The organism is Pectobacterium polonicum, from assembly GCF_005497185.1.
GTDB classification, from domain to species: domain Bacteria; phylum Pseudomonadota; class Gammaproteobacteria; order Enterobacterales; family Enterobacteriaceae; genus Pectobacterium; species Pectobacterium polonicum.
In genome coordinates this window covers 161,604-176,550 of record NZ_RJTN01000004.1, presented here as the reverse complement: position 1 = coordinate 176,550, position 14,947 = coordinate 161,604, and the positions used below count along the sequence as shown (strand labels likewise).

The window sequence follows — 14,947 nt, the reverse complement described above, 5'->3', positions numbered from 1 at the left end:
GTTCATTTATACATTGTAATTAATTATATCTCTTTGAGTACGAGATGTGTTTGCGCTATGTCATGTGGTGCCATTTATCTATGGTTTTATGGCTGTCGTAATAAATTAAGGTTGGCTTAAGGCTTCATTATTTAGACTGCTGAATGATGATTTCTCGCCATTATTTATTTTGGGAAGACGTTATGACGGATTTTTTGCCTTTTTCCCGCCCGAACATGGGCGAAGAGGAAATTGCTGCCGTGGCAGAAGTATTACGATCCGGCTGGATAACCACGGGGCCGAAATGTCAGCAATTAGAGCAGGCGTTTTGCCAGCGAATAGGGTGCCGACAGGCGATAGCGGTCAGTTCGGCGACGGGCGGTATGCACGTCACGCTGATGGCGCTCGGTGTCGGCCCCGGCGACGAGGTGATTACGCCATCCCAAACCTGGGTTTCAACCGTCAACATCATCACGCTCTTGGGCGCGGAACCGGTGATGGTCGATGTGGATCGGCATACGCTGATGGTGCGACCACAGGACATTGAAGCTGCTATTACGCCAAAAACTAAAGCGATTATTCCCGTGCATTATGCCGGTGCGCCTGCCGATCTGGATGCGCTGCGTGCGATCAGTGAACGCTACGACATCCCGCTGATTGAGGATGCGGCGCATGCCGTCGGTACGCAATATCGTGATGAATGGATCGGCGCGCGTGGCACTGCCATTTTCTCGTTTCACGCGATTAAAAATATCACCTGTGCGGAAGGCGGCATGGTGGTGACGGACAACGAGGCGCTCGCCGAACGACTACGCAGCCTGAAGTTTCATGGGCTGGGCGTGGATGCGTTCGACAGGCAACGGCAGGGGCGCAAACCGCAGGCTGAAGTGGTGACGCCGGGGCTTAAATACAATCTGGCGGATATCAATGCGGCGATTGCGCTGGTTCAACTGGATAAACTCCCGGCGATCAACGCCCGCCGTCAGCAGCTTGCGGCGCGCTATCTTACCCAGTTGCGCTCGCTGCCACTCCTGCCGCTGGCCGTTCCTGACTATCCTCATCTGCACGCCTGGCATCTGTTTATGGTGCGGGTGGATGAAACGCAATGCGGCATATCGCGCGATGATTTGATGGCGGCATTGCAGTTACGCGGCATTGGCACCGGGCTGCATTTCAGGGCGGTGCATACGCAGAAATACTACCGTGAACGTTACCCTTACTTGCACCTGCCGGCAACGGAGTGGAATTCGGCGTCGCTGATGACGCTGCCGCTGTTCCCCGACATGCTAGATAGCGATGTCGATCGCGTCGTCGCGGCGCTAACCTCGATTCTGGAGTCTGTTCGTGATTGATGACATCAACAATGTTTCTGTTGTGATCCCCGTTTATAACGAAGAAGAGAGCCTGCCGGCGCTAATTGAACGCACGCTGGCGGCCTGTCGGCAGATCGGTAAACCCTGGGAAATTATTCTGGTTGATGACGGCAGCAGCGACCGCTCGGCAGAACTGTTGACTGAGGCGGCGAGCGACCCGGAAAAGCACATCATCGCTGTGCTGTTGAACCGCAACTATGGCCAGCATTCGGCCATCATGGCCGGATTCCAGCAGGCGGTGGGCGATGTGGTGATCACGCTGGATGCTGATTTGCAGAACCCGCCGGAGGAAATCCCGCGGCTGGTGGAGTTCGCGTCGCAAGGCTATGACGTGGTCGGCACTGTGCGGGCAAACCGGAAGGATTCGCTGTTTCGCAAACTGGCCTCGAAAACCATCAATATGATGATCCGACGTTCAACCGGAAAATCGATGGCAGATTACGGCTGCATGTTGCGTGCCTACCGTCGCCATATCGTCAGCGCGATGCTGCGCTGTCACGAACGTAGCACCTTTATTCCTATTCTTGCCAATACCTTCGCGCGCAAAACTATCGAGATCGACGTGTTGCACGCCGAGCGCGAGTTCGGCACGTCCAAATACAGCTTTCTCAAGCTAATTAACCTGATGTACGACCTGCTGACCTGCCTGACCACGACGCCGCTGCGCATACTCAGCCTGATTGGCAGCGTCGTTGCGCTGTCGGGGTTCCTGCTGGCGCTGCTGTTGATTGGTCTGCGGCTGTTTTTTGGCGCGGAGTGGGCGGCTGAAGGCGTGTTCACGCTGTTTGCCGTGCTGTTCATGTTTATCGGCGCGCAGTTCGTCGGGATGGGGCTATTGGGGGAATACATCGGTCGTATCTATACCGATGTGCGTGCTCGGCCACGCTATTTTGTGCAAAAAACGGTGAGCGCGGCAACGCCACTGACCACCAGCTTACGGGATGAAGAAGAATGAAAGCGATCGTATTTGCCTACCATGATATCGGCTGTGTTGGTCTTGAAGCGTTGAGGCTTGCAGGCTACGAGATTCAGGCGGTATTCACGCACAGTGATGCACCGGGTGAGAATCACTTTTATGCATCAGTGGCGAAAGCGGCAGCTGAGATGGATGTGCCGGTGTTTGCACCGGAAGACGTGAATCACCCACTTTGGGTGAACCGCATTCGAGAGCTGGCACCGGATGTTATTTTTTCCTTCTATTACCGCACGTTATTAAGCGATGACATTCTCCAGCTACCGTCGTTTGGCGCATTCAATCTGCATGGCTCACTGCTGCCGCGCTACCGTGGGCGAGCACCAGTGAATTGGGTGCTGGTGAACGGTGAAACGCAAACGGGCGTAACGCTGCACAAGATGGTTTCTCGCGCCGATGCGGGCGATATCGTCGCACAATCCGTGGTGGCGATTGACGAGGAAGACACCGCGCTGACGCTACATGGAAAATGTCGTACCGCCGCTGCCGCGTTACTGGCACAGCAGTTACCGCTGATCCGCTCGCGTGAGATTACGCTGACGCCGCAGGATGAAAGTCGAGCCAGCTATTTCGGACGCCGCACGGCGGCAGATGGGCTGATCGACTGGCAAAAAAGCGCCCGTGAGATTAACAACCTGATCCGCGCGGTGACGGAGCCGTATCCGGGAGCATTTACGTTTCTCGGCGAGCGCAACGTGACGATTTGGCGCGCTCGTATTGTAAAGGACAAGATCGGTGGTGAGCCGGGCGCGATTATCTCGACGTCACCGCTGGTGGTGTCCTGCGGTGAAGACGCACTTGAGATCGTCAGCGGACAGAGTGAAGCCGGGCTGTACATGTCGGGTAGCCGACTGGCGGCGGAAATGGGCATGGTGCCGCAGGCGCGGCTGGGCAACCTCGCCAGCCGAGTGCAACGACGCCGCACGCGTGTGTTGATCCTCGGTGTGAACGGTTTTATCGGTAACCACCTGACCGAGCGCCTGCTGCGTGACGATCGCTATGAGATCTACGGGCTGGATATCAGCTCGGATGCCATCGCCCGTTTTCTTGGCGATCCGCGTTTCCATTTTGTGGAAGGCGATATCAGCATCCATAACGAATGGATCGAATACCACATCAAGAAATGCGATGTCATTCTGCCGCTGGTGGCGATTGCCACGCCGATTGAATACACCCGTAATCCGCTGCGCGTGTTTGAATTGGACTTTGAAGAGAACCTGAAAATCGTGCGCGACTGCGTGCGCTACAACAAACGCATCGTTTTCCCGTCCACCTCAGAAGTGTACGGCATGTGTGATGATAAAGAATTTGATGAAGATACTTCACGTTTGATTGTCGGGCCGATCAACAAGCAGCGCTGGATTTATTCCGTGTCCAAGCAACTGCTGGATCGGGTGATCTGGGCCTACGGCGCGAAAAACGGCCTGCGCTTCACGCTGTTCCGTCCGTTTAACTGGATGGGGCCGCGTCTGGATACGCTGGATGCGGCACGCATCGGCAGTTCTCGCGCCATTACTCAGTTGATCCTCAATTTGGTGGAAGGATCGCCAATCAAGCTGGTGGATGGCGGGGAGCAGAAACGCTGCTTTACCGACATTCATGATGGTATTGAGGCGCTGTTCCGTATCATTGAAAACCGTAACGGCCAGTGTGACAGCCAGATCATCAACATCGGCAATCCGCATAATGAAGCCAGTATCCGCGAACTGGGCGAAATGCTGCTGACCAGCTTTAATGCGCACCCGCTGCGCGATCGCTTCCCGCCGTTCGCCGGATTTATTGATGTGGAAAGCAGCAGCTATTACGGCAAAGGCTATCAGGATGTGGCGCACCGCACGCCAAGCATTCGCAACGCCAAACGCCTGCTGGCATGGGAACCCACGGTGAAGATGGAACAAACCGTCGCGGAAACGCTGGACTATTTTCTGCGTACCGTTGAGTCCCAACACGCTGCTGATATCACGGATGCGCAGGGATGACGCGCGTTGGCCTGCGGATAGATGTCGATACCTGGCGCGGTACGCGGGACGGCGTGCCTGCGTTGCTGGATGTGCTGGCGGAGTTCGATATTCAGGCGAGTGTCTTTTTTAGCGTCGGGCCGGACAACATGGGGCGCCACCTGTGGCGTCTGCTGCGTCCACGCTTTTTATGGAAGATGCTGCGCTCCAACGCGGCCTCGCTCTACGGCTGGGATATCTTGCTGGCCGGTACGGCGTGGCCGGGGCGTCATATCGGCGCACGGTTTGGCGCGTTAATCCGCCAGACGCACGACGCCGGGCATGAGGTGGGGCTACACGCCTGGGATCATCATGGCTGGCAGGCGAATGTCGCCCGCTGGTCGGAGGCGCAATTAGCGGCGCAGTTCCGTGAAGGAATGGACGCGCTGACGCCGATGCTGCCATCACCCGTGCGCTGCTCCGCTGTGGCGGGCTGGCGAGCTGATTCGCGTGTTGTAGAGATGAAGCAGCGCTGGAATCTGGATTATAACAGCGACTGCCGCGGCACCCGACCTTTCCGACCACGCCTGAAAAATGGTGAGCTAGGTACTGTGCAGATTCCTGTCACATTGCCGACCTACGATGAAGTCATCGGCGAGCGCGTGAGTGACGGCGAATTTAATGACTTTATTCTTGAGGCGATCCAGCAGGATCGCGGTGTGCCGGTCTACACCATCCATGCGGAGGTTGAAGGTGGCGCGAAGCTGGCGCTGTTCCGTCAGTTGCTGCTTCGCGCCCGTCAGCAGCACATCGAATTTTGTCCACTTTCCTCATTGCTGCCTGATGACCGAGCCACGTTGCCCGTCGGGCGGATTGAACGCGCGCCGTTTCCCGGGCGGGAAGGGTGGCTTGGTGTGCAAACGGAAGAATAAATAAAGCAGGAGATAACATGGAAAAAGGCATGATAAGGCTGAAAAGCACCATGATATTGGTGCTATTTGCTTTGCTCTACCTGTTACCGCTTAACGGTCGTTGGCTGTGGTCGCCGGACGAAACGCGCTATGCCGAAATCAGCCGCGAGATGCTTCAGCGTGGCGATTGGATCGTGCCGCATTTGTTGGGGGTTCGCTATTTTGAGAAACCCGTTGCGGGCTACTGGCTGAATAACCTCAGTCAGTGGTTATTAGGTCATACCAATTTTTCCGTGCGTTTTGCCTCGGTATTTTCTACCGGGTTGAGCGCGCTGCTGGTGTTCTGGCTGGCGATGCTGCTGTGGAAAAACCAGCGTACCGCGCTGCTGGCGACGACGATCTATCTGACATCGCTGCTCGTGTATGGTATCGGCACGTACAGCGTGCTCGATCCGATGGTGACGCTCTGGATGACGGCGGCGCTGTTCAGCCACATTCTGATTCAGCGTGCCACGCTGACACGTGAGCGGCTTATGGCCTGGGGGCTGATGGGACTGGCCTGCGGCATGGGATTCATGACCAAAGGCTTTCTGGCGCTGGCTTTACCGGTGATCAGCGTGCTGCCGGTGGCGCTGGCGCAAAAGCGGATTAAGGAATTGCTGCTGTTTGGGCCGCTGGCGATTGTCGTTGCGGTATTGCTGAGTGCGCCGTGGGCGCTGGCGGTGCATGCGCGAGAAGCCGATTACTGGCATTACTTCTTTTGGATTGAGCATATCCAGCGTTTTGCAGAAGATGATGCGCAGCATAAAGCGCCGTTCTGGTATTACCTGCCCGTTTTGATTCTCGGGACGTTCCCCTGGCTGGCGCTGCTGCCGGGCGCGTTGTGCAGCGGCTGGACGAAACGGAAGACGAACCCGGAGCGGTTCCTCCTGTTGTGCTGGATGGTGATGCCGCTGCTGTTTTTCAGCATCGCCAAAGGTAAGCTGCTGACTTATATTCTGCCGTGCTTTGCACCGCTGGCGCTGCTGATGGCGGCGTGGATTTCCGGGCTGGCACCCGCAATACGCGAACGCGTATTGCGCATCAATAGCTGGCTCAATATTGCCTTCGGCAGCGTGCTGGCGCTCGCCGTTGCGGCGCTGGGCCTCGGCATCATCGTGCCGCATTTCTATCAGTCGGGAGAAGGGCTGACCATTGTCTCGGGTGTCGTCTGTTTTATCGGCTGGGTGGCCTTTGCCGCTGTCAGCCTGAAAAAGCAGCGGGCGTGGGGCTATCTGGTCGCGGGCTGTCCGCTATTTCTGGCGCTGCTCGTTGGCGGGAGTATTCCGGCGAGCGTGGTGGATTCAAAGAATCCTCAAACCTTTATTCGTAGCCATCAGCCGTTGCTGCAAGACAGCCGCTATGTGCTGAGCGACGAGGTGGGGCTGGCCGCCGGACTGGCGTGGGAATTAAAGCGTAGCGATATCACCTTATTTAAGGCGCGGGGCGAGCTGAACTATGGGCTGCACTATGCAGATTCCGCTGACCGCTTTGTCGATGAGGGCGCTTTTCCAACTTGGCTTGCCGAGAAACGGCGTAGCGGAAATGTCGCGCTGATGCTGAAGATCGACCGGGACAGCGATGACGAGTATCGCAATCTGCCTGTGCCCGATCAGTTGAGAAAGTCGCACCGTTACGTACTGCTGTTTTATAAGCAGGTAGCGCCATGAGTTATCTATTGGTTGCCATTGTCTGCCTGCTGACCAGTTTAGGGCAACTGTGCCAGAAACAGGCGGCAGAGTGCTGGCGGCGTTTGCCGACGCATCGACGCCAGCGCGTGACGCTGGGATGGCTGATGGTGGCGGCCTTGCTGCTCGGCATCGGGCTGCTGCTGTGGCTTGTGGTGTTGCAGCATCTCCCGCTCGGTGTGGCGTATCCGCTGCTGAGTATCAATTTTGTACTGGTCACGCTGCTGGCGCACTACGGGTTTGGCGAGCGTGTGGACAGACACCACTGGTGGGGCATTGCGCTGATTGTCATCGGTATCTATCTGATGCAGGGGGGATGATGGCGAAAAGAGGCTATATCTGGGCGATTATCAGCATTGTGCTCGCCAGCACCGCGCAGGTGTTAATGAAAAGCGGCATGCTGGCGCTGCCGAGCATTTCCTTCGCACACTGGCCGTCGCTCAGCTCGTTGGTGGCGGGCTGGCCTGCGGTTGCGGTGCTGGTCGGGGTGATCTGCTACGGGCTGTCGATGGTGTGCTGGTTCATGGTGCTGCGCTATCTGCCGCTAAGCCGCGCCTATCCGCTGATTAGCCTGAGCTACGCGGTGGTTTATCTGGCGGCGGTTTTCCTGCCGTGGCTGAATGAAGCGATGAGCCTGCGTAAAAACCTCGGCGTCTTGATTATTCTGCTGGGCGTCTGGCTGGTGAGTCGTAACGCGCAGGCGGCGAAATAAACTGCCTGTGTTTACCGCCCGTGAGGACGATTATTGACTGAAAACGTGTGCCGCACCGTTCACGCTGAGGCTAACCTGTTGACCGACGGTGAAAGCGGCATGACTGACGGTTTTTAGTTCAATGACATCGGCTTCTGCGTTGTGGATGCAGAGCGTCAGCGTAGAGACAAAGCCGGAAAACTCGACGTTGCGGATGGTGGCGCGAATGTGTGCCGTGCTCGTTATTCCGGTATCCTGAATCATTATCTGCTCCGGCCTGAGCATAATTCTTGCCCGACCGTTCGCCCTTGAGCGCTCCACTGCGATGCACCCAAGCAGGCAATTAGCCTGATCGCCGTCAATCTGCGCATCAAGAATCAGTGTTTCACCGAGGAAGGTGGCGATGTCCTCGCTGTTGGGGCGGTGGTAGAGCGTCCACGGCGAACCCGATTGCGACAGCTGGCCGTCGCGCATCACGACGACCCGATCGGCAAAAGATAGCGCCTCTCCCTGATCGTGTGTCACCAGAATCGATGCTACGTTAGCCTGCTGCAAGACATCCATCACCGCTTTACGGGTGGCGGCACGCAGGCCAGTATCCAGCGCGGAAAACGGTTCATCCAGCAGCATCAATGCAGGGCGCTGTGCCAGCGCGCGCGCCAGTGCGACACGCTGCTGCTGACCGCCGGAAATCTCATGCGGCGAGTGCTTCTTCAAATGCGCCGGAAGGGAAACCAGCGCCATCAGCTCATCCACACGCTTTTGTTTTTCCGCCTTCGTGCCTTTTAGCCCAAAGGCGATGTTGTCTGCGATGCAGAGATGCGGGAACAGCGCGCCGTCCTGCGGGACGTAGCCGATTCCGCGCTGATGGGCAGGAACGGACAGCCCGTTATCGCAGAGCGTCTGTCCGTTTAGCGTGATGACGCCGGTATCCGGTTTTTCAAACCCGGCAATCAGGCGCAGCAGCGTGGTTTTCCCCGAACCGGACGGGCCGACAATCGCCGTGCGGCGGCTGTTTTCTAGCGTCAGATGAATATCAGACAGCACGGTGCGCCCGTTAAAGCTTTTACTGACGCGATGAAGTTCCAACATGATTACAGCCCCGCCATTTTTTGTGATTGCGTGTAGAGAAACCAGGTCCACGGCAGCGACAGTAGGACCAGAATAAGTGCGTAGGGTGCCGCTGCGGGATAATCGATCTCACTGGTGAGCGCCCAAAAGCCCGTCGCCAGCGTGCGGGTGCCGTTGGGGGCCAGCAGCAGCGTGGCGGTCAGTTCATTGACGATTGCCAGAAAGACGAGCGTTGCTCCGGTTGCAACGCCGGGCGCCGCCAGCCGAATGGTCACGGTCATTAACGTCTGCAATGGCGAACGCCCTAGGCTGGCTGCAACCTGTTCCAACTCTACTGGTGCCTGTGCGATACCCGCGCGTAGATTAACCAGCGCCCGTGGCATGAACATCAGCAGATAAGCTAACAGCACGGTGAATTCGGTCTGATAGAGTGGCCTGATGACGTGAATGGTGGTGGTCACCAGCGCCAGTGCGACGACGATCCCTGGCAAAGAACTGGTGATGTAATTACACCCTTCTAGAAACCGATACAGGCGATTGGGGTGGCGAATGGTTAGCCAGGCCATTGGGATCGCGGCGAGCGTTGTCAGGGCGGCCCCGCTCAGCGCCAGCGTCATAGTTTGGCTAAAGGCATCAAGCAGTTCGCGGCGTTGCCACACTTCCCAACCGCCAAAACCTAGCCAGCGGAACAGCGTAATAAAAGGTACGCCGAGCGTCAGCAGCACCAGTGCTGTCAGTAACAGCAGAGCCAGCGAGAGAGAAAGTGGCGACAAGCGTACCGGTGTGACAACCTGCGGCGCGCCAGAGCCAACGTGTGCATAGCGCGTGACGCCGCGCACGCGGGCATCCGCACACAGCAGAAATAGACACAGCAACGCCAGCACGCCAGCTAGCATGTTGGCCGCAGGGCCATTAAACGTTGACTGAAACTGATCGAAAATCGCGGTGGTAAAGGTATCGAAGCGGATCATGGCAAACAGGCCATACTCCGCCAGCAGATGCAGCGCAATCAGCAGCAGCCCGCCGCCAATGGCCAGCTTTAGCTGCGGCAGCACCACGCGGAAAAATACGGTCACGGGAGGGACGCCCAGCGTAGATGCGACATCTTCCAGCGCCGGGTTAAGGCGTCGCAGCGTTGCGGCGCAGGGTAAATACAGAAACGGTAAATAGGCGACGACGGATAAAAACACGCCAGCCGGCAGGCCATGCAGACCGGGCGCAGCGCTGATCCAGGCGTAACTTTGTACGAATGCGGGTATTGCCAGCGGCGCGGTGAGTAGCAGTGACCACAGGCGTCGGGCAGGCAGGGTTGTACGCTCTGTCAGCCAGGCCAGCAGCACGCCCAGCACCGTGCAAATCGGCAGCGTCAGGACAACCAGCAGCACCGTATTTGTCAGGAGTTCACCGACGCGCGGGCGAAAAAGCAGGGCGCGCGCCGTTTCCCAACCGGTATCAATGCTGACGCCAATCACAAAGCCCAGTGGGACGAAGCCCAACAGGGATAACACCAACGCGACGATCGTAAGCAACGCGACAGGTTTGCGTAATGGCGGAGAGGATGCGGGAAACGTGATAGTTTTGCTGTAGCTAACGTTTGTCATACTGCCTGTAGCTGCCTCGTCAGGACGATATTCTTAGACGGTAAAATCGTGTTGAGCGGGATGATTCGTCAGGGCTAAACGCCCTGACGAAGGCGCTATCACTACCATTTACGTATTACAATCTATCCATTACAGCAAGCCAGCCTGTGTCATCAGATCCACGACTTTCTTACTGTTGAGCTTGGCAGCATCAACTTTCGGCGCATCCAGATCCTTCAGCGGAACCAGTTTGTCATTTGAAGCCGCGTTGACGCCAACGGCATATTCAAACGCATTGTTGGTACGTAAGATTTCCTGACCGGATTTGCCTGTGATCCATTTGATAAAGGCCTGAGCGTCTTTTGCGTGTTTGCTGGATGCCAGTACGCCGCCACCGGAAATACTGACGAACGCGCCCGGATCTTTATGCTTGAAGTAGTACAGCTTCGTGTTGCTACTGTTTTCGCCGGTTTTAGCCTGATCGACAAAACGGTAATAGTGATAGATCACACCGCTATCAATCTGACCTGCGTTCACGGCTTTCATTACCGTGCTATTACCCTTGTAGGCAGTGAAGTTCTCCTTCATGCCTTTCAACCACTCTTGCGTGGCTTTTTCGCCTTTCAGCTCTAGATAAGCGCTGACGATGGCCTGAAAATCCGCACCCGATGGCGACGCTGCCCAGCGGCCTTTCCATTCTGGCTTCGCCAGATCGGCTAAGGATTTCGGCAGTTGAGCGTCGGTAAATTTGGTCGGATTGTAGACAAAGACGGTGGAGCGTGCGGCAATCCCGATCCAGCGGCCGTGGGACGGACGATAGTCAGGTGCTACCTGCGCAAGGGTCGCTTTATCCAACGGAGCAAAAAGATCGGCATTATCGACCAGCACCATTGACGGTGAGTTTTCGGTCAGAAACACGTCGGCGGGGGACGATTTCCCTTCCTGTACCAGTTGGTTGCCCAATTCGGTGTCGCTGCCATTACGCAGCGTTACCTTGATGCCGGTTTCCTTCGTGAAACCGTCAACCCAGGATTTCACGAGGTTTTCATGTTGGGCATTGTAAATCACAATCCCTTCATCGTTTTCTGCTGCATTTGCCGATGCGCTGAGAGTCAGGCCGGAAGCTAATAAAACGGCAGAACTCAGTAATCCAAAACCAAGCTTCATAGTATTTACCCTTATCAATACCCGTTATGTTTGAATATTGCTGTCCGACATTGACTCCCTCGTATCGCATTATTTTAGTGACACAGGCAGGGATGTAGCGGCAGTCGAAAATGGATTCTACATATCGATAATAATAATGATAGTTATTATTATTTCGCTTTCTTAAGGTTAAATTAAGGTTTCGATGAATGTGATATTTCGGTCATCACTTTATTTCAGCAGGTGTCGCGGTGTGAAAGGGGATAAAACTACCTCGTAAAAACAGGTTGGTGGCACTGTGAAATTTATTTCATCGAATATGAGATATAACATCATGATTTACAGAAACAAATCTTGATTCATCGTCTATATTTACTATGCAGGCTGTGAGTAGCGATACAATAAATGCACCGTATCTCTTCGGTGTCACGTGCGCTTGTCTGCAATGTAGGGCTAATTGACCGACAAAAAAGTGACACAGCAACTGATATTCGGGGGATGGGATAATGGATGTAGAAACGCGGATGATTGAGCTTATTGTTAAATCTGGCGAAACACGTTCCTGCGCAATGGAAGCACTCAGATCCGCCCGCCGAGGCGAGTGGGAACACGTCGATGAACTATTAAAAATGGCGGCGGTAGCGCTGAACCGAGCACAGTTGATCCAAACTGGATTTATTGGCCACCAGAGTAAGGAAAAAGCCCATCTTGAACTCATCGTGGTGCACGCACAGGATCACCTGATGAATGCGATGTTGTGCCGTGAATTGGCTGAAGAGATTATTGAACTTAGGAAAGAGGTCTCAGGCGTTAATATGCACATGCGCTAGTCACATCACGAAGCAAACGGAAAAGCCACTCAGTTTCACGCTGAGTGGCTTTGCTGTTTATCCCCCTCGCTACTTTTATCTCGTCGCTACTTCCTGTTCCCGTATTGCTCGTCACTGACTTTTTCCAGCCAGTCGACCGGGCTGCCGTTGAGCGATTCGGCAATGGCAATATGCGTCATGGCAGTTTGCGCCGTCGCGCCATGCCAGTGTTTTACGCCTTCAGGTATCCAGACGATATCACCCTGGTTGATTTCCTGAATGTCGCCACCCCATTCTTGAAGCCAGCCCCGCCCCTGCGTGACAATCAGCGTTTGACCGAGCGGATGGGTATGCCATGCCGTGCGGGCACCCGGTTCAAAGGTGACTGTTGCGCCGCCGACCCGAGCGGGTGCGGTGCCCTGAAAGGGCGCATCAATGCGTACGTTGCCGGAAAAATAGCTGTCTGAGCCAGACTGGGATGGGTGTGAACCACTGCGGGTAATTTTCAATTTTTACTCCTTGCTGGAAAGCGTAGCCGCTATTGAACGATTCGCTGTGATTGAAAAACTCAGTGTTGATGAAAGACTGCGGCTGTGAAAAACGTTACTGCGATTTATCGCGGAGCACCAGCAGGTAAAACCAGAAAGAGGCTATGAATTATATTCATTAATTATGTGGAGAAATATGGAGCGTATTATCAATCCATTGCTTATTTTTCGTGCAAATTGGCGGGTTGTTGGCGGTTTCACATGGATATCATTCATGAGTTTGTATAATAGATAAAAATTGGTAACACCACTATTTGGACATGCTGATGTTAAAAGAAAACGTTAATGACCTCATTTCGTTCCTTGTGGTGGCAAGAGAGCGCAGTTTTACTAAAGCAGCGGCGAAACTTGGGCTTTCCCAGTCGGCGCTGAGCCATTCGATTCGCGGTCTTGAAGAACGTCTTGGTGTACGGTTGCTCACTCGTACCACGCGCAGCGTCGCGCCGACGGAAGCGGGGGAGAAACTGGCGCATAGCCTCGGCCCGCGTTTCGCGGATATCGAAAGTGAATTGGTTGCGCTGGGCGATATGCGCGAGCGGCCTGCGGGAAATATTCGTATTACGGCGGGGGAACATGCCGTTGATTCGATACTATGGCCAGTGTTAAAGCCATTTTTAGCGAATTATCCCGATATTCACGTCGAAATAACGGTGGATAATGCCTTAACGGATATTGTTCTTGGTCGCTTTGATGCGGGTATTCGTCTGGGGGAACAGGTAGAGAAAGATATGGTTGCCGTACGTATCGCGCCAGAAATAAGCATGGCGGTGGTCGGTTCCCCGAACTATTTTGCACGTAACCCTGCTCCCAAAACGCCACAAGATTTACAGCAGCATCGCTGTATTAACATGCGTCTGCCGACAATGGGCGGCATCTACGCGTGGGAGTTTGAAAAAAACGGACGAGAAATCAAGGTGCGTGTTGAAGGACAGTTGACGATGAATAGCCTGCGCCAGCGGATCGATGCCGCGCAAATCGGGCTGGGCGTAGCCTACGTGCCGGAAGATTCGGTGCAGGAGGAGATCGCCAGCGGACGCCTGATTCGGGTGCTGGCGGAATGGTGCCCGCCGTTTCCAGGCTACTATCTTTATTATCCCAGCCGCAAACAGCATACCACTGCCTTTTCACTGTTTGTGGAGGCACTGCGCTATCCGCGTTAGTAATGCGGAGATAACCTGTTGATTAAGAAACGAAGTCAGAATTCCGTTATTGATTGCTTTCATGGTTCTCGGCGTGTGATGTGATAAATTGGGGAAAGAAAATGTGCTTCTGATGAGGAAGGTTGCGGAGCGACTAAATTTGAATATCCAAGGAGATGAAATGTATTTTGATAACAATAAAACATCCGTAGATGTTTTTTCCGGTGAGTTTGGCGTGAGTGACAAGACCTGGAATCTTGATGCCGTGCGGTGGGGAGTTATTGAGAAAAAAAAGATTATTGCCAATCTGGAAGGGAAAATGGGCAGCGGCCCGTTTGAGGCAGAGATAACCTTACTATGGCGAGAAGAGAGCGGGGACTATTATGGAAAAGGTTCGATCACTTACCATAACTTCGGTCCAAAATATAAACACAATGATTTTTCAGTGGAAATTAGACAGTTAGATATTTATATAGAAGAAGATATTTGTGTTATAAAAAAAGCAAAGTGGGTTGAAAATGAACGCCCTTATTTATTCTATGGTGAATTGGAGCGGGTGGAGAATTAAGTGAATAGTGGCCTTTTGTAATAAAAAGTGCGACTTTTTCAGCGTTATTTCTTAGGGAAGTGGGGCTATGTTTGGAAAGCCCTCTGCCCAATAAAAATAGGCTAGAGCGTCGCTGAAGCTCTGATGAAAATGCCTTGCGCGTTAATGCCTTGACTGCTCACACTGATTTTTTAATCTCATCATTTCCGCTGGTGGCAAAGGTGCTGTCATCATAGAACGGTACTTCATACATTCCGGCGTTTCATCCGTGGGGAATTTTTTCACATTGGATGAACAGGCGATAACTAACAGCGTCACTGAGGCAATCAATAGCTGATGGATAGTGGGCTGATAATTTTTCATAAACTCTCCTTTAACCTTTTTGTCGGTCAGCGTTCAACGGTTTTTGAACGCCATCATCCCTGACATCACGTTCAAACTGGGGCGGTGAGACGCCTGCCAGCGAACCTTTACTACCCCATATTCGGGCTACGTAAGCAAGAAGAGATGTCTGAG

Annotated in this window: 15 protein-coding genes; 10 read left to right on the top strand and 5 right to left on the bottom strand. The window is 54.3% G+C overall.

Annotated features, from left to right (window positions below; translation table 11 throughout):
• The first annotated feature begins 182 nt into the window (after positions 1–182).
• Genes arnB through arnF form a run of 7 tightly spaced genes read left to right on the top strand, consistent with a single transcriptional unit; the run spans position 183 to position 7,612 of the window.
• Positions 183–1,331 (top strand): UDP-4-amino-4-deoxy-L-arabinose aminotransferase, encoded by a 1,149-nt coding sequence (gene arnB / locus EDI29_RS06975; RefSeq protein WP_137740306.1) that lies wholly within the window; start codon positions 183–185, stop codon positions 1,329–1,331.
• Positions 1,324–2,307 (top strand): undecaprenyl-phosphate 4-deoxy-4-formamido-L-arabinose transferase, encoded by a 984-nt coding sequence (gene arnC / locus EDI29_RS06970; RefSeq protein WP_137740305.1) that lies wholly within the window; start codon positions 1,324–1,326, stop codon positions 2,305–2,307. The genes arnB and arnC overlap by 8 nt, the downstream gene beginning before the upstream one ends.
• The gene (gene arnA, locus EDI29_RS06965; RefSeq protein ID WP_137740304.1) at positions 2,304–4,304 is read left to right on the top strand and encodes a bifunctional UDP-4-amino-4-deoxy-L-arabinose formyltransferase/UDP-glucuronic acid oxidase ArnA; all 2,001 of its coding nucleotides are present in this window, start codon (positions 2,304–2,306) and stop codon (positions 4,302–4,304) included. The genes arnC and arnA overlap by 4 nt, the downstream gene beginning before the upstream one ends.
• Positions 4,301–5,194 carry a 4-deoxy-4-formamido-L-arabinose-phosphoundecaprenol deformylase gene (arnD, locus tag EDI29_RS06960; RefSeq protein ID WP_137740303.1) on the top strand — a complete coding sequence of 298 codons (894 nt, stop codon included), beginning with the start codon at positions 4,301–4,303 and terminating at the stop codon, positions 5,192–5,194. Before arnA ends, arnD begins: the two co-directional genes overlap by 4 nt.
• 17 nt (positions 5,195–5,211) lie before the next feature.
• Positions 5,212–6,882 (top strand): lipid IV(A) 4-amino-4-deoxy-L-arabinosyltransferase, encoded by a 1,671-nt coding sequence (arnT, locus tag EDI29_RS06955; RefSeq protein WP_137740302.1) that lies wholly within the window; start codon positions 5,212–5,214, stop codon positions 6,880–6,882.
• On the top strand, positions 6,879–7,220 hold the full coding sequence (gene arnE / locus EDI29_RS06950; protein ID WP_137740301.1) for a 4-amino-4-deoxy-L-arabinose-phosphoundecaprenol flippase subunit ArnE: 342 nt from the start codon (positions 6,879–6,881) through the stop codon (positions 7,218–7,220). Before arnT ends, arnE begins: the two co-directional genes overlap by 4 nt.
• A complete protein-coding gene (arnF, locus tag EDI29_RS06945; protein WP_137740419.1) occupies positions 7,220–7,612 on the top strand; it encodes a 4-amino-4-deoxy-L-arabinose-phosphoundecaprenol flippase subunit ArnF in 393 nt (130 codons plus the stop codon). Before arnE ends, arnF begins: the two co-directional genes overlap by 1 nt.
• 30 nt (positions 7,613–7,642) lie before the next feature.
• On the opposite strand, the gene EDI29_RS06940 is transcribed toward arnF, so the two are convergent.
• From EDI29_RS06940 to EDI29_RS06930, 3 genes are all read right to left on the bottom strand, one after another.
• On the bottom strand, positions 7,643–8,683 hold the full coding sequence (locus tag EDI29_RS06940) for an ABC transporter ATP-binding protein (protein ID WP_137740300.1): 1,041 nt from the start codon (positions 8,681–8,683) through the stop codon (positions 7,643–7,645).
• Between the two features lie 2 nt (positions 8,684–8,685).
• Positions 8,686–10,263 carry an ABC transporter permease gene (locus EDI29_RS06935; protein ID WP_137740299.1) on the bottom strand — a complete coding sequence of 526 codons (1,578 nt, stop codon included), beginning with the start codon at positions 10,261–10,263 and terminating at the stop codon, positions 8,686–8,688.
• Positions 10,264–10,392: 129 nt separating this feature from the next.
• Positions 10,393–11,409, bottom strand: a complete 1,017-nt coding sequence (locus EDI29_RS06930) for an iron ABC transporter substrate-binding protein (protein WP_137740298.1) — start codon at positions 11,407–11,409, stop codon at positions 10,393–10,395.
• A gap of 485 nt (positions 11,410–11,894) precedes the next feature.
• Between EDI29_RS06930 and EDI29_RS06925 the strand changes: the two genes are divergently transcribed.
• The gene (locus EDI29_RS06925; RefSeq protein WP_137740297.1) at positions 11,895–12,218 is read left to right on the top strand and encodes a PTS lactose/cellobiose transporter subunit IIA; all 324 of its coding nucleotides are present in this window, start codon (positions 11,895–11,897) and stop codon (positions 12,216–12,218) included.
• Between the two features lie 86 nt (positions 12,219–12,304).
• Here EDI29_RS06925 and EDI29_RS06920 read toward each other — a convergent pair whose 3' ends face one another.
• Positions 12,305–12,706, bottom strand: coding sequence for a (R)-mandelonitrile lyase (locus EDI29_RS06920; RefSeq protein ID WP_137740296.1), 402 nt, complete (start codon positions 12,704–12,706; stop codon positions 12,305–12,307).
• Positions 12,707–13,011: 305 nt separating this feature from the next.
• On the opposite strand from EDI29_RS06920, the gene EDI29_RS06915 reads away from it, so the two are divergent.
• The gene (locus tag EDI29_RS06915; protein ID WP_137740295.1) at positions 13,012–13,905 is read left to right on the top strand and encodes a LysR family transcriptional regulator; all 894 of its coding nucleotides are present in this window, start codon (positions 13,012–13,014) and stop codon (positions 13,903–13,905) included.
• 160 nt (positions 13,906–14,065) lie between these two features.
• The gene (locus EDI29_RS06910) at positions 14,066–14,452 is read left to right on the top strand and encodes a hypothetical protein (protein WP_137740294.1); all 387 of its coding nucleotides are present in this window, start codon (positions 14,066–14,068) and stop codon (positions 14,450–14,452) included.
• A gap of 141 nt (positions 14,453–14,593) precedes the next feature.
• On the opposite strand, the gene EDI29_RS06905 is transcribed toward EDI29_RS06910, so the two are convergent.
• The gene (locus EDI29_RS06905; protein ID WP_137740293.1) at positions 14,594–14,794 is read right to left on the bottom strand and encodes a hypothetical protein; all 201 of its coding nucleotides are present in this window, start codon (positions 14,792–14,794) and stop codon (positions 14,594–14,596) included.
• Between the last annotated feature and the right edge of the window lie 153 nt (positions 14,795–14,947).